The sequence below is a fragment of the Polynucleobacter sp. es-EL-1 genome (assembly GCF_018687975.1).
Lineage (GTDB): Bacteria > Pseudomonadota > Gammaproteobacteria > Burkholderiales > Burkholderiaceae > Polynucleobacter.
The window spans coordinates 1-21,772 of record NZ_CP061310.1; the positions used below are offsets into that span (position 1 = coordinate 1).

Genomic DNA, 21,772 nt, shown 5'->3' on the forward strand with positions numbered 1-21,772 from the left:
TTGAATATATTGCAAGCCATTGTTTTTGTTAGATTTTTAGTTTTTGTACACAAGTTATCCACAGCTTTTCCACCTTTTTTCTGCTTGTGGATAACTTTGATCGATCGCTACAATGGATCCTCCAAAAATATGAGTAATTTACAGAATCCCCCCACATTGAACTCACTTAACCCTCTGGGTTTCTGGGATAACGCGCTTGCCACCTTGGCCCGCGAACTCTCACCCCAACAGTTTAAAACCTGGATCTTGCCACTAAGCCTGGTTTCTTATGATGAAAGTGAGCAGTCACTTGTATTGGGAGCCCCAAATAGATTTAAGCTAGACTGGATTAAGAAAACTTTTGCAGATCGGTTTCAAGATCTTGCTGGGCAATACTTTGGCCACCCGGTTGCTCTGTCTTTTGTCTTAGATGTTGAGGGCTCTGGAACACAAACCACCAATTCAAGCGCGCCCAAGGAAGTCATCAGCCCCGACAGCCCTGTAGTCCAAGATAACATCTCGATAGAGGTAGAAGAGCAAACCTTTGAGATTGAAGACCATTCAAAACTAAACCCAAACCTGACTTTTGAAACTTTTGTAACGGGCAAGGCAAACCAATTGGCTAGGGCCGCCTCAATTCAGGTTGCCCACAACCCCGGCACCTCATATAACCCAATGTTTTTATATGGCGGGGTTGGTTTGGGAAAAACCCACCTTATTCATGCAATCGGAAACCACTTGCTGAAAGAAAAACCGGGCGCCCGAATTCGCTACATCCATGCCGAGCAGTACGTGTCTGATGTAGTGCGTGCCTATCAACAAAAGGCTTTTGATCGATTTAAACGGTATTACCACTCCTTAGACCTGCTCTTAATTGACGATATTCAGTTTTTTAGCGGTAAGTCCAGGACTCAAGAGGAGTTTTTTTATGCTTTTGAGGCTTTATTAAGCAATAAAGCCCAGGTAATTATTACTAGTGATACCTATCCAAAAGAGATGGCTGGTATCGACGATCGTTTGATATCGCGCTTTGATTCTGGTCTGACCGTCGCAATAGAACCGCCCGAGCTTGAAATGCGGGTTGCTATTTTGATGAAAAAAGCGCTCAGCGAAGGCATTCCCATGAGTGAAGATGTAGCATTTTTTGTAGCCAAACACCTACGCTCCAATGTTCGTGAACTAGAGGGCGCACTCCGGAAGATTTTGGCATTTGTACGCTTCCACGGCAGAGAAGTCACCATAGATGTTGCCAGGACTGCCCTAAAAGACCTTTTATCAATCCAAAATCGTCAAATTTCAGTAGAAAACATTCAAAAAGCGGTTGCGGATTTTTATAGCATTAAGGTTGCAGACATGTACTCCAAAAAGAGGCCGGCCAATATTGCTAGACCGCGGCAAATTGCCATGTTTATGGCTAAAGAGTTGACTCAAAAAAGCCTGCCGGAAATTGGTGAATTGTTTGGTGGGAGAGATCACACCACCGTATTACATGCCGTTCGTAAAATTGGTGAGGAGCGCACACATGATGGGCAGCTTAACCATGAGATCCACGTGATTGAACAGACCTTAAAATCTTAAATCTATCCCTGTGGATAAGGTTGTGGATGGTTTAGTGGATAAGTTTAGGGATAGCTTGTGGATAAATTGTGGAAAGTTAGCGCTTCATGCAAAAATAGGGTGTTGATTAAAGGTTATCCACTATTTATGCAGTGTTTATACAAAAGTTGTCCACAGGTTTTTTTAGGTTTAGTGGTTTGTTTTATATACAGTTTTTGACTTATCCACCGAAATAACAAACCTTATTACTACTACTAATAAGATATATACAAGGATTTAAAAGCAATGCAACTAGTAAACACTTCGCGTGATAGTTTGTTAAAACCACTTCAGGTTGTTAGCGGTATTGTCGAGCGTCGTCATACTTTACCGATTCTTGCAAACCTGCTTTTTAAAAAACAGGCTGATAAGGTTTCTTTTATCTCTACGGATATTGAAATTCAAATTACAACCAATGCTACTTTTGGCGTTGGTTCTGAAGATGTCACCACTACTGTTGCCGCCCGAAAATTATTAGATATTTTGCGCGCACTACCAGAAGGTCCAGTAGCGCTAAATCTTAAAGACAACAAGATGGTTGTGCAAAGTGGTAAGAGCCGTTTCTCTCTGCAAACCCTATCTGCAACAGAATTCCCTGTAATGCAAAGCGTTGGTGAAGTTACCGCCAACTGGAAGATGACCCAAAAGAGTTTTCGACAATTAGTCAGCCAGGTACATTTTGCGATGGCACAGCAAGATATTCGCTATTACTTAAATGGCATGCTGTTGGTTGTTGAGGGAAAACAGGTAATCGCCGTTGCCACCGATGGCCACCGTTTGGCTTATTCACAAGTGGAGTTGTCAGAGGCACCTACGGGTTCTGGTCAAAGGCAGGAAATTATCATTCCTCGTAAAACCATTCTTGAGTGTCAACACTTGCTTGAAGACTCAGATGAGATGTTGGAGATGAGTCTTACTTCAAATCAAGTGAAGTTCACATTTGGTGATATCGAATTAATCTCAAAATTAGTCGAAGGAAAATTCCCAGACTTTCAACGAGTGATTCCAAAAGGTCATAAAAACACTTTAGTGGTTGGTAGAGATTTATTGCAGTCAGCTTTACAGCGTGCTGCAATTTTAACTACCGATAAATTTAAAGGGGTCCGCTTTTCGCTTTCCCCAAACAAAATTACTGTTCAATCTACGAACGCAGAGCAAGAAGAAGCTCAAGAAGAGATAGAAACTGAGTACAGTGGTGATTCCGTAGAGATTGGTTTTAATGTTAGTTATTTATTAGATGTTCTATCTAACTTAAAAAATGACAAGATTCAAATTAGTTTGGGTGATGCAAACAGTAGTGCTGTAATTACTCTTCCAAACTCTGAAGACTTCAAGTATGTTGTGATGCCAATGCGTATTTAACTTAGAAAAAAATGACTGAAGAAAAAAAAGTAGTTGAGCAGTATGGTGCATCATCAATTCAAATATTAGAAGGTCTCGAAGCTGTTCGTAAGCGTCCTGGCATGTACATTGGGGACACCTCTGATGGAACAGGCTTGCACCACTTAGTTTTTGAGGTTCTTGATAACTCAATTGATGAGGCTTTGGCTGGATATTGCTCTGAAATTACAGTGGTTATCCAAACCGATAACTCAATTTCAATTGTTGATAATGGCCGCGGTGTTCCAACTGGTATTAAGTACGACGACAAACACGAACCCAAAAGAAGTGCTGCTGAGATTGTGATGACTGAGCTGCATGCGGGCGGTAAGTTTGATCAAAATAGTTATAAAGTTTCTGGCGGTCTTCATGGTGTTGGTGTTAGTTGTGTAAACGCACTTTCTAAGTGGTTAAAGCTAACCATTCGCCGTGATGGTAAAGCGCACTACATGGAGTTTGCGCGTGGCGTTATTCAAAATCGCAATATTGTGGAAGAAAATGGTGTTGCGGTTTCTCCAATCACCATTACTGGTGATACCACCTTATCTGGCACAGAAGTTCATTTTTTAGCTGATGAAGAAATTTTTGGCAATGTAGAGTTTCATTATGAAATCCTTGTCAAACGTATACGCGAACTTTCTTTCTTAAATAATGGAGTTCATATTAAGTTGATTGACCAACGTTCTGGTCAAGAAGAGGATTTTGCATTTTCTGGTGGTGTAAAAGGTTTTGTTGAATACATTAACCAAACTAAAAACGTATTACATCCCAATATTTTTTATGCCGAAGGTGTTCGTCCTTCTGATTTGGGTGGGCAAATTACTGCTGAAGTTTCTATGCAGTGGAATGACAGCTTTAGTGAGCAGGTGCTGTGCTTCACCAACAATATTCCTCAGCGAGACGGTGGAACCCATTTAACTGGTTTGCGTGCAGCAATGACTCGTGTCATTAATAAATATATTGATGAAAATGAAGTTGCAAAAAAAGCAAAGGTAGAGATTTCTGGTGATGATATGCGCGAAGGCCTTGCCTGTGTATTGTCTGTTAAGGTTCCAGAGCCAAAATTTTCCAGTCAAACAAAAGATAAACTTGTTTCAAGCGAGGTTCGTGGGCCGGTAGAGGAAATTGTTGCCGAAGCGCTTAGTGCATATTTACAAGAGCGTCCAGCGGACGCCAAGATTCTGTGTGGAAAAATTGTAGATGCTGCTCGAGCACGAGAGGCTGCTCGTAAAGCACGCGATATGACCCGTCGTAAAGGCGCTTTAGATGGTTTGGGTTTACCGGGTAAATTGGCGGACTGCCAAGAAAAAGACCCAGCCAAATCAGAACTATTTATTGTGGAGGGCGACTCTGCGGGCGGATCTGCAAAACAGGGGCGTGATCGTCGCTTCCAGGCAATTCTTCCGTTAAAGGGAAAAATCCTGAATGTAGAAAAAGCCCGCTTTGACAAAATGTTGGCCAGTCAAGAGGTGGTTACTTTAATTACTGTTTTGGGTACTGGAATTGGTATTGAGGAGTACAAGGCTGACAAGTTACGCTATCACCGCATCATCATCATGACCGACGCGGACGTCGACGGTAGCCATATTCGCACCTTATTACTCACTTTCTTTTATAGACAAATGCCAGAGCTGATTGAGCGTGGCCATATTTATATTGCTCAACCACCCCTCTATAAAGTGAAGTTTGGTAAGAATGAGCAGTACATTAAGGATGATGCTGAGTTAAATCAATTGCTATTGAAAATTGCTCTAGAGTCTGCATCTTTGCAAACTCCCTCTGGTGAGGTTATTGAGGGTGATGCTTTAAATGAGTTGGCAAAACACTATCAAGTTATACAGTCTGTGGTTGATCGTTTGTCTCGCACGATTGATGAGGATGCTTTGCGGGCTATTGCTTCCGGCACTAAATTAAATCTAGACACCGAAAAGGATGCGAACGATTCTGCTCAAAGACTTCGTGCGGCATTAGCAGAGTCTTTAAACCCCTTGGCGTTGCCTCCAGAGGTTATTGTTCAAAAAGAAGAGCGCACAGAGCGCTTCAAACTTTTATTATCTCGTCGAATTCACGGTAATTTAAAACTGTCGGCCATTAACTCTGACTTTGTTCATGGTGACGATTATCAAAGCCTATCTAATGCTGCTGCAGTTTTATCGGGTAAGGTGTTGCCAGGATCTAAGGTGCGTCGAGGTGATCCTGATAAAAACCAAAAAGAACAATCTATTCAGGACTTTAGGGCTGCTTTTGCTTGGTTGTTGTCTGAGGCCGAACGCGTTCTGAGTCGTCAACGCTACAAAGGCTTGGGCGAGATGAACCCCTCTCAGCTCTGGGAAACCACCATGGATGCGGGATCGCGCACACTGCTTCAGGTAAAGATTGAGGATGCAATTGCTGCTGATCAGGTCTTTACAACCTTAATGGGTGATGAGGTTGAGCCTCGCCGGGCATTTATTGAGAAGAATGCCCTAATCGCTCGCAACTTAGATGTTTAATGAATGAGTAAAAAGAAATTAAAACTGCCGAAGATTGATAGGTCGCGCATTGTTGTAAGGTCCTCACCTATTCACGGTAAAGGTGTGTTTGTGGTGGAGCCAATTCAAAAGGGTGACCCCATTATTGAATACAAGGGCGAGCGCATTAGTTGGAAGTTGGCTGAGAAACGCCATCCCCATGACCCCAAAGACCCAAACCACACCTTTTATTTTTCTTTAGAGGATGGCAGGTGCATCGATGCGAAGTACGGTGGCAATGCCGCCCGCTGGATTAACCATTCTTGTAAGCCTAGTTGCGAAACGCGCGAGGATAGTTTTTCAGGAAAGCCTCGAGTATTTATTTATGCCAAGCGCAACCTCAAGGTTGGCGAAGAGCTTTTCTATGATTACTCCCTTGGGGTTGAGGGGCGTATTACAAAACAGATGAGAAAAGATTATGAATGTCGTTGCGGTGCCAAGAAATGCCGCGGCACCATGTTGGCCCTCGATAAATAAGATTTCTCCTTATGTTGTTTATTAGCATTCAGGATTTAGAGGCAGCTATTAATTATTGGCGCAGCAAGTCCCCTGCTTTTGGTGAAGAATTGCGCCTTTGTTTGGAAGCTTCGGCTTTAGCAAAGCCATATGCCTTAATGATTGTTCAGGGCGCGCAAAGAATACCTGTCGATGTTTTGGATGAGACTGCGAAGACCGCAATCGAAGGTTATATTAAGTTTACACAGGCAAAATAAGCCCTTCAATATAAAAATATCAATAAAATCAAATACTTATATAAATAGTATTGTATTTTTTGTTGTTTGGATATCCATTTGTTTCACGTGAAACCAACAAAATGCTATGATCATCGCCCTATCTGAGGCAAATCATGCGTTATTCAAAGAACTTCGATGTCATAGTGGTTGGCGGCGGCCATGCTGGTACTGAGGCTGCCCTTGCTTCCGCTCGCATGGGGTGCGATACCCTATTAATTACCCATAGTATCGAAAGCTTGGGCGCTATGAGTTGTAACCCTTCTATTGGTGGAATTGGTAAAGGGCACTTAGTTAAAGAGATTGATGCCATGGGTGGCGCGATGGCAGCCGCTACTGATGAGGCCGGCATCCAATTTCGCATTCTTAATTCCAGTAAGGGCCCAGCAGTTAGGGCTACGCGCGCCCAGGGCGATCGTATTTTGTACAAGGCGGCGATACGCCGTCGCTTAGAAAACCAAGAAAACCTCACCCTTTTTCAGGCTGCCGTCGATGACCTATTGGTTCAGGGTGACGAGGTTCAGGGTGTGGTTACTCAAATGGGTCTGCAGTTTATGGCCAAAAAGGTGGTACTCACTGCGGGAACATTCCTTGATGGCAAGATACACGTTGGATTAAATAACCATGCCGGTGGACGTGCTGGAGACCCTGCATCTATTTCTTTATCCGCCAGACTAAAAGAGTTAAAACTTCCTCAGGGAAGGTTAAAGACGGGCACACCCCCGCGAATTGATGGCAGGACGATTGACTTTTCAGTGATGCTTGAGCAGCCTGGAGACTTGGATCCTGTGCCGGTTTTTTCTTATTTGGGCCGCCCTGAGCAGCACCCTAAGCAGGTTCCTTGCTGGATTTCTCATACAAATGAGCAAACCCACGATATTATCCGCGGTGGTTTGGATCGCTCCCCGATGTATACCGGAGTTATTGAGGGGGTTGGTCCCAGGTACTGCCCTTCGATTGAAGACAAAATCCACCGCTTTGCCTCTAGAAATAGCCACCAAATTTTTTTAGAGCCAGAAGGATTAACAACCAACGAGTTTTATCCCAACGGAATCTCGACTAGTTTGCCGTTTGATGTGCAATGGGACTTGGTGCGCAGCATTAGGGGCTTGGAATCCGCCGTTATTGTTCGTCCAGGTTATGCGATTGAGTATGATTTTTTTGATCCGCGGCACTTGCGGCACAGCTTAGAAACGCGAGCCATTGCTGGTTTGTACTTTGCTGGTCAAATTAATGGCACAACCGGATATGAAGAGGCGGCAGCCCAAGGCATGCTCGCCGGTATTAATGCTGGTCTAGCTGCCAAAGGAAAAGAGCCTTGGTTGCCCAAGCGAAGCGAATCCTATATTGGTGTTTTGGTCGATGATCTCATCACTTTGGGCGTTCAGGAGCCCTATCGCATGTTTACAAGTCGCGCTGAATACCGCTTGAGCCTGCGAGAAGACAATGCGGATATGCGCTTAACTACCGTTGGACGCGAACTTGGTTTAGTTAATGACTATCGCTGGAATGTATTCTGTAGAAAGCAAGAGGCTGTTTCACGTGAAACATCTCGACTACAAGACATTTGGATTGGCCCAAAACATGCCTCTGCTACTGTTTTATCAGATCTATTGGGGCAAGATTTATCGCACGAGTGCAGTTTGGCTGATATTTTGCGCCGACCGGGCATTACTTATGAGGCCATTACTGCTTTGGCTGATGGTATGTGGGCCCCAGGAGTTTTAGATGAGGATTTGGGTTTGGCACAGCAGATTAGTGACCAAGTTGAAATTTCCATTAAATATCAAGGATATATAGATAGGCAGGCAGTTGAGATTGCCCGTCAAGAGCACAATGAATCCTATCCGCTGCCAGAGGAGTTGGATTACACGCAGGTGTTGGGTTTATCCAAAGAAGTGCAACAAAAACTCAACTTACATAAACCAGAAACCTTAGGTCAAGCTGGAAGAATTTCTGGCGTTACCCCGGCGGCCCTCTCTTTGTTGTTGGTGCACCTGAAAAAAGGTTTGGGGCGCACTCAAGCACAAGCCCATGAGTAATGCCCTGCTTTCATTAGGCATTGAGAAGTTGGGCCTTCATTTAAGCCCAGAAAATATTGGTGATCTAGAGTTGTTTTTGCAAGAAATGACCCGTTGGAATCAGGTCCACAACTTAACTGCTATTGAGGGTGAGAATAATGCGGTGCGGTTGCATCTCATTGATTCTATTGCTGTTTTACCATTAATGCGTCGCTATTTGTCGATGGACAACCCTCAAATTGCAGATTTGGGTTCGGGTGGCGGCCTTCCAGCAATACCCATATCTATTGTTCAACCATCTTGGCAATTAACGCTGATTGAAGCCATCCGCAAAAAGACGGCTTTTTTACAACACGTGCGCGGCAAGTTGGGTTTAAAAAACATTACAGTGCTAAGTGAGCGTGTAGAGGCTGTAGCAAAACGGCAGCCAGGCCAATTTGATGCTGTTATTTCTCGCGCCTTTACCAATCTAGCCCAATTTTTAGAGCTCTCCCTCCCCCTTCTCAAGCCTGATGGCGTAGTTTTTGCTATGAAAGCAAAGAGAGCGGATGAGGAGCTTGAAGAGGTTTGCATGAATAGTTGGCGCTTGATTGCTGATGAGCCCCTATTTATTCCCAATCTGACAGTGGAGAGGCGTTTATTGGTCCTTGCCCCCATGAGAAAATTACCCCTTTAGGCACGACATTTTTTAAGAAAAACCATGGCGAAAATATTCTGTATTGCAAACCAAAAAGGCGGGGTTGGAAAGACAACTACTGCTGTGAATTTAGCCGCTGGTTTGGCTGGACTTGGGCAGCGCGTTTTATTGGTGGATTTGGATCCACAAGGAAATGCCACGATGGGGTCTGGTATTGAAAAAGCAGACCTAAATACCAGTGTGTATCAAGTTTTAATTGGACTTACTTCAGTCAAAGAATGTGCACAACATTGTGAAAGTTCTGGTTACGATGTGTTGCCAGCAAATCGGGATTTAGCTGGCGCTGAAATTGAGTTGGTGGATTTAGATTCACGTGAGCAACGCTTGAAGGATGCGCTTGCTGTTGTCGCAAGTGATTATGATTTTATTTTGATTGATTGTCCCCCTGCGTTGTCCTTGCTAACGCTTAATGGATTGTGTGCGGCAAATGGCGTGATTGTGCCAATGCAGTGTGAGTATTTTGCATTGGAAGGTTTGTCTGATTTGGTAAACACCATTAAGCAAGTGCATGCAAATTTGAACCCCGACTTAGTCATTATTGGTTTATTACGCGTCATGTTTGATGCGCGCATGACATTACAGCAGCAAGTATCAGAGCAACTGCTTGAGCATTTTGGGGATAAGGTATTTAAGACCATCATTCCCCGAAATGTCCGCCTTGCCGAAGCCCCGTCCTATGGGCTTCCTGGGGTTGCGTTTGATAAATCATCGCGTGGTGCAAAAGCGTATTTAGAGTTTGGCGCAGAGATGATTGAGCGCATTAAGCACATGTAAAAAATCTAGAAAGAAAAGACTATGGTTGTGGTTAAGAAAAAAGGTTTAGGTCGAGGACTTGAAGCGCTGCTTGGTGATAAAGCGCAAAAAGAAACTGGGGCAGAAATTAATCGTTTGCCATTAACGGCATTGCAAGCCGGCAAATATCAGCCGCGTCAAAAGATGGAGGCGGGCGCATTAGAAGAGTTGGCAGATAGCATTCGTGAGCAAGGAGTTATGCAGCCGCTATTGGTGCGTTTGGTTGCTCCCGGTAAATACGAAATCATTGCTGGTGAACGACGCTTTCGCGCGGCAACTTTAGCCGGCCTAAAAGAGGTGCCAGTTTTAGTTTCCGGCGCCAATGATCAAGCTGCAGCAGCAATGGCTTTGGTTGAGAATATGCAGCGTGAAGATTTAAATCCGCTGGAAGAATCACAAGGTCTCGCTAGATTGATTGAAGAGTTTGGTTTTACACATGAGCAAGCTGCCAAGGCAGTGGGTAAATCGCGTAGCGCAGTGACTAATTTATTGCGTTTAATCCAGTTAGCAAAACCAGTCCAAGCAATGCTCTTGGCTGGTGATATTGATATGGGCCATGCCCGCGCTTTATTGCCACTGCCAGGCGCCAGCCAGGTGGCGCTGGCCCAAAGAATCGCTGCACAAGGACTTTCAGTTCGCGAGGCCGAAAGGATGGCTACAGCTCTTGCGCTGGCTGGAGGGCAAATTGGCGATAAAAAGACCAAAGCCAAGGCAGGCGCAGGTGCTCCAGCCCATGATCCAGATATGGACCGCTTAACACGCGAAATCGCTGATTTAATAGGTTTAAATGCCCAATTTAAGCTAAAAGGTAAGGGTGGCGAGCTCAGGATCCAATTTAGCCAGTTTGATGAACTGGATTCATTGCTTAAAAAGCTGGGTATTGAAGCCTAAATTGGGCACAAATATGTTTCCAAATCCTTTGACATATTGCAGTGCACACATTAAACTCTCGGGGCTAAATTGATTCCTCAAAAAAATCGATTTTCCGAGGCAAAAGATTGGGATGAGCCCGATGAAGAAGCGATTCGGGTTTTAAGTAAGGCGGAGATGACCGCATTGCAAGAAAGCAATGCCCTCAAACATCCCCCCCTGTCCCCTTGGAAGATTTTGCTTGCGCAAGTTGTAGTTACGGCGCTTAGCATGCTGTTTTGGTCTTTTTTTGGAGAGCCGGTAGGGTTAAGCCTTTATACTTACTCGGCCTTTTTAGGTGGTTTAATAAGCGCTTTGCCGTCAGCCCTATTTCTCATTAGGCTTGAATTTGCAAAAAAATCGCGACTGTTAAATCCAGGTAATTTTGTGGCAGCACTAGTTTCTGGCGAGTTTATTAAGATTGCCGCGACATTAATGCTGTTTATTGGGGTGGCTTTTTTAATCCCCGGCGTGCTCTGGGTCCCGCTTTTGGTGACTTATGTGCTAGCCCTAAAGTGTATGTGGCTGGCGTGGATGTGGCGCTAAAAGTATTAAATGAGATTGAACCTAAGGACTTTTAAGAGATGTCTAGCGAAGTAAACCAAGCCAACGCGGCAGCTGAGCCAATGACGCCCACGGCGTACATTTCAGAGCATTTACAAAACCTTAACAATACTGGTGGACCTCAGTCATCCATCATCGATTTCAGCATCATCAATTTAGATACTATTTTTTGGGCCTCAGCGATGGGTTTGCTCGCAGTATTTGTTTTGTTGATTGCAGCACGTCGTGCTACTCCTGGTGTTCCTGGCCGCTTCCAATGTTTCGTTGAAATGATTGTGGAAATGGCAGAAACACAATCCAAAAGCATTGTTCATGGCGATCGTTCTTATATTGCCCCGCTTGCTCTATTTGTATTCTTTTGGATCATCCTGCTCAACACCTTAGACTTGGTGCCGGTAGATTGGGTCTTGGGCGTAAATCATTTCATCGAGAGTTTTGGTGTGCATGTTCCGCACCACAAAGTAGTTCCAACAACAGATCTCAATGCAACGATGGGCATGTCTATGTCTGTCTTACTATTAGTCTTCTTTTATAGCTTCAAAGTGAAGGGCATTGGGGGCTTCTTGCATGAGCTCGTTTCTGCCCCATTTGGCGCAAAGTGGTATTTGGCGCCATTTAACCTCGCCTTGAACATCATCGAATATCTCGCAAAAGGGGTTTCATTAGGAATGCGACTATTTGGCAATATGTATGCCGGCGAGTTAGTGTTCTTGTTGATCGCATTGCTTGGTAGCGTATGGACATTTAATTTAGATTTATCCCTGTTCGGATTGGTGGGCCATGTTATTGCTGGATCAGCTTGGGCCATCTTCCACATTTTGGTTATTTTGTTGCAAGCCTTTATTTTTATGATGTTGACTTTGGTTTACATCGGGCAAGCGCATAGCCATCACTAAGATTTTTATTTTTAACTTATCTCTTTAACTTCAGGAGTCAGCAACATGCAACAATTTCTCGCAAACATTCAAGGTTTCACAGCAATTGCCATTGGCATCATCATCGGCCTCGGCGCGATTGGCGCTTGTTTGGGTATTGCATTGATGGGTGGTAAATACATCGAAGCTTGTGCACGTCAACCAGAATTGATGGAGCCACTCCAAACTAAGATGTTCCTATTGGCTGGTTTGATCGACGCTGCGTTTTTGATCGGCGTTGGTGTTGCAATGTTGTTTGCTTTCGCAAACCCACTGCTCGCAGTTATTAAGTAATTGTTTTGGCGTGGATGACCACCGGGTCATCCAACCGTTCTCAACAATACTGAAAGGAATATCGTGAATCTGAACGCGACCCTATTCGCGCAAATGATCGTTTTCTTCGTCTTATGGTGGGTTGTTGCACGCTTTGTGTGGCCACCCCTAGTTAAGGCGTTAGATGAGCGTTCAAGCAAAATTGCTGACGGCTTAGCTGCTGCCGAGCGCGGTAAAGAAGCACTCGCATTAGCAAGCAACGAAGCAGAGCAAGAATTAACTAAGGCACGCCAAGAAGGTGTGCAACGTGTTGCAGAAGCTGAAAAGCGTGCACAAATGTCCGCTGAAGAAATTCGCGCGAATGCACAAGCTGAAGCTGCTCGTATCATTTCTCAAGCTAAGCAAGATGCAGATCAACAGGTAACACGTGCTCGCGAAGTATTGCGCGCAGAAGTGGCTGTGTTGGCTGTTAAAGGTGCTGAGCAAATTTTGCGTCGCGAAGTTGATGCAAAAGCGCATGGCCAATTGCTTGATCAACTAAAGGCAGAACTTTGATATGGCTGAATTAGCCACGATTGCACGCCCTTATGCCGAAGCGCTTTTTCAAAGCGCCAAGCCTGCTGAGCTTGCTGCTTGTTTGGAACAGTTAAATGAATTGGCGCAGCTTGCTGCTTTGCCAGAAGTAGCTGTTCTTTCAAACAACCCAAAAGTTTCTGCAGATGATTTAAGTAAGTTGCTTTCTGGCATGGTGAAAACTAAGCTAGACGGCAAAATCTCAAGCTTTTTGAGTCTTGTAAATCAAAACCATCGCTTAGCAGCTGTCCCTGAAATTGCGCGTCAATTTGAGGCGATGAAAAACAAGAGCGAAGGCGCAGCAGAAGTAATGATTACAAGCGCATTCCCTTTAGAAGGTTCTGCGTTAAATGATTTGTTGTCAAGTTTGAAGAAGCGCTTTGGGGGTAAAGAATTGCGCCCAACTATTCAAGTTGACCCATCTTTGATTGGCGGAGTACGCATTCAAGTTGGTGATGAGGTAATGGATAGTTCTGTTAAGGCACAGTTGGCTCAAATGCAAGCAAGTCTTGGCGCATAAGTTATCCCTATTAAGAACATACGAAATAAGACCCAGGAGTAAGTAATGCAACTCAACCCTTCCGAGATCAGTGAACTGATCAAAAGCCGAATTAGCGAAATGGGTGTTGATTCCCAACTTCGCAACGAAGGCACTGTAATTTCAGTGACCGACGGTATTTGCCGCGTACATGGCTTGTCTGGTGTTATGCAGGGCGAAATGTTGGAGTTCCCTAACAACACAATCGGCCTCGCGTTAAACCTTGAGCGTGATTCAGTTGGTGCTGTGGTGTTGGGTGAGTACACCCACATTAAAGAAGGCGACCCAGTGAAATGTACTGGCCGTATTTTGGAAGTGCCAGTTGGTCCAGAGTTGCTCGGTCGCGTTGTAAACGCGCTCGGTCAGCCGATTGATGGCAAAGGCCCAATTAATACTAAGTTGACTGACTTTATCGAAAAAGTTGCTCCAGGCGTTATTGCTCGTCAATCCGTTAGTCAGCCAGTTCAAACTGGTTTGAAGGCGATTGATGCAATGGTTCCAATCGGCCGCGGTCAGCGAGAGTTGATCATTGGCGACCGTCAAACAGGTAAGACAGCAGTTGCAGTTGACGCGATCATTAACCAAAAAGGTAAAGGCGTTTATTGCGTTTACGTTGCGATCGGTCAAAAAGCCTCTACCATTGCTAACGTTGTTCGTAAGCTCACTGAGTTGGGTGCCATGGAGTACACAGTAGTTGTTGCAGCAAGTGCATCTGAGTCTGCAGCGATGCAGTACCTCTCAGCCTATGCTGGTTGCACAATGGGTGAATACTTCCGCGATCGTGGCGAAGATGCATTGATCGTGTATGACGATTTAACAAAACAGGCTGTTGCATACCGTCAGATTTCTTTGCTCTTGCGTCGCCCACCAGGCCGCGAAGCTTATCCTGGCGATGTGTTCTATCTCCACTCACGTTTGCTTGAGCGCGCTGCTCGTGTAAGCGCTGACTATGTTGAGAAATTTACGAACGGCGCAGTAAAAGGTAAAACTGGTTCTTTAACCGCATTGCCAATTATTGAAACTCAAGCGGGTGACGTTTCTGCATTCGTTCCAACCAACGTAATTTCGATTACTGACGGTCAGATCTTCTTGGAAACTGACTTGTTTAACGCCGGTGTACGTCCTGCGATTAACGCCGGTATTTCTGTTTCACGTGTTGGTGGCGCAGCTCAAACTAAAGTCATTAAGAAGTTGTCCGGTGGTATTCGTACTGACTTAGCGCAGTATCGTGAATTAGCAGCGTTTGCCCAGTTTGCATCTGACCTTGATGAAGCTACTCGTAAGCAGTTGGAGCGCGGTCGTCGTGTTACAGAATTGTGTAAGCAAGCTCAGTACAAGCCTTTGCAGGTTTGGGAAATGGCGGCTTCACTCTACGCTGTTAACAATGGCTACTTTGATGATCTCGAAGTGAAGAACGTATTGCCATTCGAAAAAGGTTTGCAAGATCATTTGAAATCTAAATATGCTGATTTAGTTGGTCGTATTGAAGAGACCAAAGACTTGAGCAAAGATGACGAAGCTGCTTTGCGTGCCGCAATTGAGGATTACAAGCGTTCAGCCTCTTTCTAAGAGGGCTCGCATAAATCATGGCAAGCACAAAAGAGATACGATCAAAGATCAAGAGCGTGCAAAATACGCGCAAGATCACGAAGGCAATGGAAATGGTCGCCGCATCCAAGATGCGTCGCGCCCAGGAGCGTATGCGTAATGCACGCCCATATGCTGAAAAAATTCGTGAAATTGTTGCCAACCTTTCAAAAGCAAATCCTGAGTTCCGCCCTGCTTACATGGCAACTCGTGAAGTGAAGAAAATTGGCACGATTTTGGTTACAACAGACAAAGGTTTATGTGGTGGTTTAAATACCAACGTGTTGCGTTTGATTGCTAACCAAGTGCGTGATTTGCAAGATTCAAATGTTGGCATTGAATACACTGCCATCGGCTCAAAAGGCCTTCAGTTTTTAAATCGCTCAAAAGCAAAGCTAATTTCTCAAACAATTCAGATTGGCGATACGCCACATATGGATGTTTTGATTGGCGCGATTACTGCCCAATTAGAAGCGTTTGAGCGCGGCGAAATTGATGCGGTTTATTTGGCATACACACGCTTTGTTAATGCAATGAAACAAGAGCCTGTTTTAGAAAAACTCTTACCTTTGGAGTCGGCTGCATTAGCTCCAGAAGAGAAGGCAGGAAATTCTTGGGATTACATCTACGAACCAGATGCAGAGTCGATTTTGAATGGCCTGCTCAAGCGTTATGTAGAGGCAATGATTTACCAAGCTGTTGCTGAGAATATGGCTTCAGAACAATCTGCACGGATGGTCTCAATGAAGGCTGCTTCAGATAATGCGAAGAATGTGATTGGCGAATTGCAATTGGAATACAACAAAACACGACAGGCTGCTATTACCAAAGAGTTGTCAGAGATTGTTGGCGGAGCGGCTGCTGTTTAAGCAGTCAGCGTTTAGGAATGCGAAAGAATTCAGGAATTAAAAGCGGAGAAATGCGATGAGTAACGGAAATATCGTGCAGTGTATCGGTCCAGTGGTGGACATTCAGTTCCCACGCGACAAAATGCCAAACATTTATGATGCGTTGACACTAGTTGATAGCGGCGAAAAATCATTTGCTGAAAAAGGTTTGACCTTTGAAGTTCAGCAACAGATCGGTGACGGCGTAGTTCGCGCAATTGCCATGGGCGCAAGCGATGGTTTACGTCGTGGCATGGAAGTGAAGTCTACTGGCGGTCCAATTTCTGTGCCTGTTGGCCCAGCAACATTAGGACGCATCATGGACGTTTTAGGTCGCCCAATCGACGATGCTGGCCCAATTGCTACTGAAGAGCGTCGCGCGATTCACCAGCCAGCACCAAAGTTTGATGAGCTCTCCCCTTCCGTTGACTTGTTAGAGACCGGCATTAAGGTTATTGACTTGGTTTGCCCGTTTGCTAAAGGCGGTAAGGTTGGCTTGTTCGGTGGTGCGGGTGTTGGTAAGACCGTGAACATGATGGAATTGATTAACAACATTGCTAAGCAACACTCAGGTTTGTCAGTGTTTGCCGGTGTTGGTGAGCGTACTCGTGAAGGTAATGACTTCTACCACGAGATGAAAGAATCTAACGTTATCGACAAAGTGGCGATGGTATTTGGTCAGATGAATGAGCCTCCTGGCAACCGTTTGCGCGTAGCGTTGACTGGTTTGACAATGGCTGAAGCATTCCGTGACGAAGGCCGTGACATTTTGTTCTTCGTTGACAATATCTACCGTTACACATTGGCCGGTACTGAAGTTTCTGCGTTGCTCGGTCGTATGCCTTCTGCTGTGGGTTACCAGCCTACTTTGGCTGAAGAAATGGGTAAGTTGCAAGAGCGTATTACCTCCACTAAGACTGGTTCTGTTACTTCGATTCAGGCCGTTTACGTTCCTGCGGATGACTTGACCGATCCTTCACCAGCAACAACCTTCTTACACTTAGACTCCACAGTTGTGTTGTCACGTGATATTGCTGCTTTGGGTATTTACCCAGCGGTTGATCCATTGGACTCAACCAGCCGTCAGCTTGACCCACAAGTGGTTGGTCAAGAGCACTATGAAGTAGCCCGTGAAGTTCAGATGACATTACAGCGCTACAAAGAGCTGCGCGACATTATTGCTATTTTGGGTATGGACGAGTTGTCACCAGAAGACAAATTAGCTGTATCACGTGCACGTAAGATTCAACGTTTCTTGTCCCAGCCTTTCCACGTTGCTGAGGTGTTTACTGGTTCACCAGGAAAATACGTTCCATTGAAAGAAACTATTCGTGGTTTCAAAATGATTTGCAGCGGTGAATTGGATCACTTGCCGGAGCAAGCGTTCTACATGGTGGGTTCAATTGATGAAGCCATCGAGAAAGCTAAGAAGCTTTAATCGAACTCATCTAGGGAAATTATGTCAACCATACGCGTCGATGTAGTAAGTGCTGAGCAATCTATTTTCAGCGGTGAAGCTAAGTTTGTAGCGCTTCCTGGTGAAAGTGGTGAGCTCGGTATTTTGCGCGGCCACACTCCATTGATTACACGTATTCGTCCGGGCTCAGTTCGTATTGAAAAAGCTGATGGTGATGAAGAGTTTGTATTCGTTGCGGGTGGCTATTTAGAAGTTCAGCCTGATCATGTCACTGTGTTGGCAGATACCGCTATTCGCGGACATGATCTAGATGAAGCTAAAGCAAATGAAGCCAAGAAGCGTGCTGAAGAAGCAATGCAAAATCGTGGCACTGAATTTGATTTGGCTTTGGCTCAATCCGAGTTTGCAATGGCCGCAGCGCAGCTAGCCGCAATTGCGCGTTTTCGTCGTAAAAAGTAAGAGCCGGTCATCCCTTGTTGTTAAATGATCGGTTTTTAAAAGCCTGCTTGGGCGAAGCGGTTGATCAGACGCCGCTTTGGCTCATGCGTCAAGCGGGTCGTTATTTGCCAGAGTACAACGCTACTCGTGCTAGAGCTGGAAGTTTTCTTGGCCTCGCGAAAAATCCTGCATACGCCACCGAAGTAACGCTCCAACCATTGGATCGCTATCCCTTGGATGCGGCGATTTTATTTTCGGATATTTTGACCATTCCTGATGCGATGGGGTTGGGCCTGAAATTTACTGCCGGTGAAGGCCCCAGTTTTGAGCACCCTCTTCGCACAGAAGAAGCCGTTAAGAAATTACGTGTTGCTGATATGGATCAGCTCCAGTATGTATTCGATGCAGTTTCAGAAATTCGTAAAGCATTGATTCAGGATGGCAAACAACGCGTCCCATTAATTGGTTTTTCTGGAAGCCCTTGGACATTGGCTTGCTACATGATTGATGGTTCTGGTTCCGACGATTTCCGTCATGCCAAGACGATGATGTTTAGCCGGCCTGATTTGTTGGAACATATTCTTGAAATTAATGTGCAGTCAGTTGCCGCTTATTTAATTGAGCAGGTAAAGGCTGGCGCACAAGCGCTGATGATTTTTGATACCTGGGGAGGTTTGCTTCCCGACGGTTGGTACCAACGCATGTCTTTAGCAGCCATGCAAAAAGTGATTGCACTATTACCGCGTGAACATGAGGGTCGCAAGATCCCGGTCATTATGTTCACCAAGGGTGGTGGTATTTGGTTGAACGATATGGCACAAGCTGGTGCGGATGTTATTGCACTGGACTGGACAATGCCATTGAGTCGTGCGCGCAAGCAGTTACTTGATATCGGCAAGCCTTTAGCCTTGCAAGGCAACTTAGATCCATTAATTCTATTTTCTGGGAATAAAGAGGTCGCCGAAGCAGCCAATGCGCTGCTTGAGGATTTAGCCAGAGCACCCGCCTTAAAGCCAGGTCTTCATCCGCTTGATGGTCACATCTTCAATTTAGGGCACGGCATCAATCAATTCACCCCTCCTGAAAGTGTAAGCGCGTTATCAGAAGCGGTAATTTCTAGATCAAAAGCCCTGCGCAACAAGCAATAATCCCTAGTAAATACTAACTTTGCTTGGATGTTAGGCAAAAGTTATGCACAGATTTGGGCGCAATCACAAATACAGTGAGATTCATGGGAAATATGAACTTTCACATTTAGAAGTTATTATAAGTAATTGATTTAATTGAAAAATATTAAAATTGCTTAAATTTGATGCAATTATCCATTCCGATAAAATATCCTTGAAAATCAAAAGTAGTGAATGATATCCACAGACTTATCCACAGGCTAGAGTAGAAAAAATAATCAATGACGGCTAAACCGATTGTGGTTCAAGTAGTTTTAGACAAGCCCTTGGCTCAGGGGTTTGATTATTTGTGGGATATTGAAAAATTGGGTATTGAGCCTGCGCTCGGGCAGATAGTAGAGCTACCTTTTGGACGCTCAAAGGCCATCGGGATAGTTATAAAAGTAAGCACTCACTCTGATTTTGAAATAGAAAAACTCAAGTCTGTTGAGCGGGTAGCCCCCCTGCCCCCACTGGATCCACCATTGCTGAGCTTGATGAACTTTGCAAGCCAGTATTACCTGCACTCTCTAGGCGAGACTATTTTGCCAACCATTCCACTGATGTGGAAAAAGGCAGGCGACTGGGAAAAGATACCCAAAATATTGGCATCAGCAGAAAAAAGGCGGGCTAAAGAGAAGGCAATAATTTCTGAGGGCCTCATTACGCAAGAGCAATTAAATGCGAGCCAAAGGGATGCACTTCAATCATTAGTAAGCAAACAAGATAGAAAGACATTTCGAGCAATCTTATTGCAAGGACAAACCGGTAGCGGTAAGACGGCGGTATACCTCAATTGGTTAGAAAGCATATTGAAACAAGAGCAGGCCCAAGTGCTCATATTGGTGCCAGAAATAAATTTAACGCCACAACTAGAGCGACGTATTCATGCGTATTTTCCTGATAGGCGGATGGCAGTCTTGCATAGCGGGGTCAGTGAAAAACAAAGAGGCCTCGCATGGTATGAGGCATTGACTGGCAAAGCCCAAATCATTTTAGGAACACGCCTAGCAGTCTTGACACCAATACCCAACTTAAGTGCCATCGTAGTCGATGAAGAGCACGATACATCATATAAGCAGCAGGAAGGTACACGCTACTCAGCAAGAGATTTAGCAATATGGCGAGCACACGATCAGCACATTCCAATTTTGCTATCGTCAGCAACACCATCTTTGGAAACGTGGATGGCAGCGCAAGCGGGTCGCTATGAATACATTCGGCTTGATCAGCGCGCACAAGGGGCTAGCCTCCCCAGTGTCCATCTGATCAACACGCGTGATCCGCAAAGTCAATTTAGTCCAGGAGATTCAGGGGCGCCAATACAAAGGAGTTTGATTACCAAGACGCTTGCACATGCCATATCAAAAACACTTGATCAAAAAAAGCAGTGCTTGATATTAATTAATCGTCGAGGTTACACGCCAGTCCTCAATTGCACGGCGTGTAACTGGTTATCAAAATGTACGCAGTGCTCTGCATATACCGTAATGCATAAGGCGGGCGCTCTTGGTAGACGACCCGTCTTGAGTTGCCATCACTGTGGATTAGTAAAGCCCATTCCCTCATTTTGCCCAGACTGCGGCAATGCAGATTTGAAAGCCCTTGGTCATGGCACGCAAAAAATGGAGGATGCTATAGAGGAGATGTGGCCACAGGCTAGAGTGCTTAGGGTGGATACCGACTCCAGCAGAAAAAGTAAGGGCGCAGAAGCGCTCTTTCAGGAAATTCATGATGGCAATGTTGATGTTGTGGTGGGAACCCAAATGATTGCAAAGGGACATGACTACCAAAATATTGGACTCGTTGCTGTATTAGATGCCGATAGTCGCTTGTACTCAGCAGATTTCAGGGCAGCAGAAAGATTGTTTGCGCAGTTAGTGCAAGTTGCGGGTCGCGCTGGAAGGTCTGGCACAAACGGGGAAAAAGGCGGCGAGATTTATATTGAAACCCAATACCCGGAGTCGCCAGTGTTTCAGTTTTTATTACGACACGATGTAGATGGATTCTTAAGATTTACTGCCAGCGAGAGAGAGGAGGCCGGGCTCCCTCCCTACTCCTATCAAGCGCTGATTCACGCAGAGGCCAAAAGCCTCGATAAGGCTATTCAATTCTTAAATGAGCTTAAGAGTAAATTAAAAGCGAGAACCTTGATAACAAAGGCATTGCGAGTCTATGACCCTGTTCCAAAGCCAGTAATGCGAGTGGCTGGATCAGAGCGCGCCCAATTGCTTATTGAGTCTACAAATCGTAAGGCCTTACAAGAAACCCTTGAAATCGTTGACCAAGAATTACGCCAGGACTCTCAAGGGCGTATTAGCAATAGATCGCGTGTTCGTTGGTTGATAGAGCGCGATCCAATTGCAATTTAAGCACCAGGCCCGGCATTGTATGCATCTAATGCAATTAGATTAGCTAGATCGCTATTCAGAGAGGCTTCACTAGAAGGCTTAATTTTAAAAAGCCAAATAGCATAAGGATTCTCATTCACGAGTTCAGGGGCAGCATCTACCTCTTCGTTTAAGGCGACAACTTCTCCACCAATGGGCGCATGAATATCGCTGGCTGCTTTGACGGATTCTATAACAGCAATAGCTTCGCCTTGCTTAACTTGCTGTCCAATTTTTGGTGCTTGAAAAAACATGACATCGCCCAATGCTTCTTGAGCGTGATTGCTAATGCCAACCCAAATGAGGCCATCCTCTTCTAAGCTAGCCCACTCATGAGTTTCTGCGAATTTAAAGGTATCTTGAGATTTCATTTTTTTCCCTGTGTGAGATATTCTAGCTTCTTTGCCATA

The 21,772-nt window shown here is 45.0% G+C and carries 21 protein-coding genes; 20 read left to right on the forward strand and 1 reads right to left on the reverse strand.

What is annotated here, in order from left to right; all coding sequences use genetic code 11:
• The first annotated feature begins 129 nt into the window (after window positions 1-129).
• From dnaA to priA, 20 genes are all read left to right on the forward strand, one after another.
• Window positions 130-1,557: a chromosomal replication initiator protein DnaA gene (dnaA, locus tag FD974_RS00005; RefSeq protein ID WP_215364662.1), complete on the forward strand. Its 1,428-nt coding sequence runs from the start codon at window positions 130-132 to the stop codon at window positions 1,555-1,557.
• A gap of 264 nt (window positions 1,558-1,821) precedes the next feature.
• Entirely contained in the window at window positions 1,822-2,937 is a 1,116-nt protein-coding gene (dnaN, locus tag FD974_RS00010; RefSeq protein WP_215364665.1) for a DNA polymerase III subunit beta, read from the forward strand.
• Window positions 2,938-2,948: 11 nt separating this feature from the next.
• Window positions 2,949-5,447: a DNA topoisomerase (ATP-hydrolyzing) subunit B gene (gene gyrB, locus FD974_RS00015; RefSeq protein ID WP_215364668.1), complete on the forward strand. Its 2,499-nt coding sequence runs from the start codon at window positions 2,949-2,951 to the stop codon at window positions 5,445-5,447.
• Between the two features lie 3 nt (window positions 5,448-5,450).
• Window positions 5,451-5,942: an SET domain-containing protein gene (locus tag FD974_RS00020; RefSeq protein ID WP_215364671.1), complete on the forward strand. Its 492-nt coding sequence runs from the start codon at window positions 5,451-5,453 to the stop codon at window positions 5,940-5,942.
• An 11-nt stretch (window positions 5,943-5,953) separates the two neighbouring features.
• A complete protein-coding gene (locus FD974_RS00025) occupies window positions 5,954-6,178 on the forward strand; it encodes a DUF3717 domain-containing protein (RefSeq protein ID WP_215364674.1) in 225 nt (74 codons plus the stop codon).
• A gap of 134 nt (window positions 6,179-6,312) precedes the next feature.
• Window positions 6,313-8,238, forward strand: coding sequence for a tRNA uridine-5-carboxymethylaminomethyl(34) synthesis enzyme MnmG (gene mnmG, locus FD974_RS00030; protein ID WP_215364677.1), 1,926 nt, complete (start codon window positions 6,313-6,315; stop codon window positions 8,236-8,238).
• Entirely contained in the window at window positions 8,231-8,893 is a 663-nt protein-coding gene (gene rsmG / locus FD974_RS00035) for a 16S rRNA (guanine(527)-N(7))-methyltransferase RsmG (RefSeq protein WP_215364680.1), read from the forward strand. Before mnmG ends, rsmG begins: the two co-directional genes overlap by 8 nt.
• Window positions 8,894-8,917: 24 nt before the next feature.
• Entirely contained in the window at window positions 8,918-9,688 is a 771-nt protein-coding gene (locus FD974_RS00040; protein WP_215364684.1) for a ParA family protein, read from the forward strand.
• A gap of 21 nt (window positions 9,689-9,709) precedes the next feature.
• Window positions 9,710-10,597, forward strand: a complete 888-nt coding sequence (locus tag FD974_RS00045; RefSeq protein ID WP_215364687.1) for a ParB/RepB/Spo0J family partition protein — start codon at window positions 9,710-9,712, stop codon at window positions 10,595-10,597.
• A gap of 156 nt (window positions 10,598-10,753) precedes the next feature.
• Window positions 10,754-11,161 (forward strand): ATP synthase subunit I, encoded by a 408-nt coding sequence (locus FD974_RS00050; protein ID WP_251374603.1) that lies wholly within the window; start codon window positions 10,754-10,756, stop codon window positions 11,159-11,161.
• Between the two features lie 38 nt (window positions 11,162-11,199).
• The gene (atpB, locus tag FD974_RS00055; RefSeq protein WP_215364692.1) at window positions 11,200-12,075 is read left to right on the forward strand and encodes a F0F1 ATP synthase subunit A; all 876 of its coding nucleotides are present in this window, start codon (window positions 11,200-11,202) and stop codon (window positions 12,073-12,075) included.
• A 45-nt stretch (window positions 12,076-12,120) separates the two neighbouring features.
• Window positions 12,121-12,387 carry a F0F1 ATP synthase subunit C gene (gene atpE / locus FD974_RS00060; RefSeq protein ID WP_012357116.1) on the forward strand — a complete coding sequence of 89 codons (267 nt, stop codon included), beginning with the start codon at window positions 12,121-12,123 and terminating at the stop codon, window positions 12,385-12,387.
• Window positions 12,388-12,450: 63 nt separating this feature from the next.
• A complete protein-coding gene (locus tag FD974_RS00065) occupies window positions 12,451-12,921 on the forward strand; it encodes a F0F1 ATP synthase subunit B (RefSeq protein ID WP_215364694.1) in 471 nt (156 codons plus the stop codon).
• 1 nt (window position 12,922) lies between these two features.
• The gene (locus FD974_RS00070) at window positions 12,923-13,459 is read left to right on the forward strand and encodes a F0F1 ATP synthase subunit delta (protein ID WP_215364696.1); all 537 of its coding nucleotides are present in this window, start codon (window positions 12,923-12,925) and stop codon (window positions 13,457-13,459) included.
• 45 nt (window positions 13,460-13,504) lie between these two features.
• The gene (atpA, locus tag FD974_RS00075) at window positions 13,505-15,046 is read left to right on the forward strand and encodes a F0F1 ATP synthase subunit alpha (protein WP_215364698.1); all 1,542 of its coding nucleotides are present in this window, start codon (window positions 13,505-13,507) and stop codon (window positions 15,044-15,046) included.
• Between the two features lie 17 nt (window positions 15,047-15,063).
• Window positions 15,064-15,933 carry a F0F1 ATP synthase subunit gamma gene (gene atpG / locus FD974_RS00080; RefSeq protein WP_215364700.1) on the forward strand — a complete coding sequence of 290 codons (870 nt, stop codon included), beginning with the start codon at window positions 15,064-15,066 and terminating at the stop codon, window positions 15,931-15,933.
• A gap of 55 nt (window positions 15,934-15,988) precedes the next feature.
• Window positions 15,989-17,389, forward strand: a complete 1,401-nt coding sequence (gene atpD, locus FD974_RS00085; RefSeq protein ID WP_015420207.1) for a F0F1 ATP synthase subunit beta — start codon at window positions 15,989-15,991, stop codon at window positions 17,387-17,389.
• 21 nt (window positions 17,390-17,410) lie between these two features.
• Window positions 17,411-17,827, forward strand: a complete 417-nt coding sequence (locus tag FD974_RS00090) for a F0F1 ATP synthase subunit epsilon (RefSeq protein ID WP_215364703.1) — start codon at window positions 17,411-17,413, stop codon at window positions 17,825-17,827.
• A gap of 14 nt (window positions 17,828-17,841) precedes the next feature.
• Entirely contained in the window at window positions 17,842-18,954 is a 1,113-nt protein-coding gene (gene hemE, locus FD974_RS00095) for a uroporphyrinogen decarboxylase (protein ID WP_215364706.1), read from the forward strand.
• A gap of 260 nt (window positions 18,955-19,214) precedes the next feature.
• Entirely contained in the window at window positions 19,215-21,344 is a 2,130-nt protein-coding gene (gene priA / locus FD974_RS00100; RefSeq protein WP_215364710.1) for a primosomal protein N', read from the forward strand.
• Here the strand turns inward: priA and gcvH are convergent.
• Window positions 21,341-21,733 (reverse strand): glycine cleavage system protein GcvH, encoded by a 393-nt coding sequence (gene gcvH / locus FD974_RS00105; protein WP_215364715.1) that lies wholly within the window; start codon window positions 21,731-21,733, stop codon window positions 21,341-21,343. The two genes, priA and gcvH, sit on opposite strands and share 4 nt — an antisense overlap.
• Window positions 21,734-21,772: the final 39 nt, after the last annotated feature.